Origin of the sequence: Corynebacterium sp. UMB9976 (assembly GCF_030212265.1) — a bacterium.
Classification (GTDB): Bacteria; Actinomycetota; Actinomycetes; order Mycobacteriales; family Mycobacteriaceae; genus Corynebacterium.
Genome location: NZ_JASODY010000166.1, coordinates 1 through 241, shown reverse-complemented (window position 1 = coordinate 241; position 241 = coordinate 1). Strand labels below are relative to the sequence as shown.

Annotated in this window: 1 protein-coding gene; it reads right to left on the bottom strand. The window is 56.0% G+C overall.

Annotation, left to right across the window (positions count from 1 at the left end):
* The coding region (locus QP140_RS10240) for a DDE-type integrase/transposase/recombinase (RefSeq protein ID WP_336620638.1) at positions 1 to 241 on the bottom strand (241 nt) is incomplete at both ends.

Below are 241 nucleotides of genomic sequence, written 5' to 3'. Positions count from 1 at the left end.
GATCGCCTTGGACAAAGAATCGGTGGTCAACGCTGTCGACGGTGATGTAGCCACAGTGTGGGCAACGATCGAGCGGTCGAACAAGTCCATCACCGGTGACAGGTAGACCTTGCGGCCTTGGATCCTGAACTCGGTGACGTCGCTGACAAAGACGGTATTCGGCTTATCTGGGGTGAACCTGCGGTCAAGCGTGTTGTCAGCGATGTGGCTGATCGTCCCAGTGTAGGAAACATATGGCCTG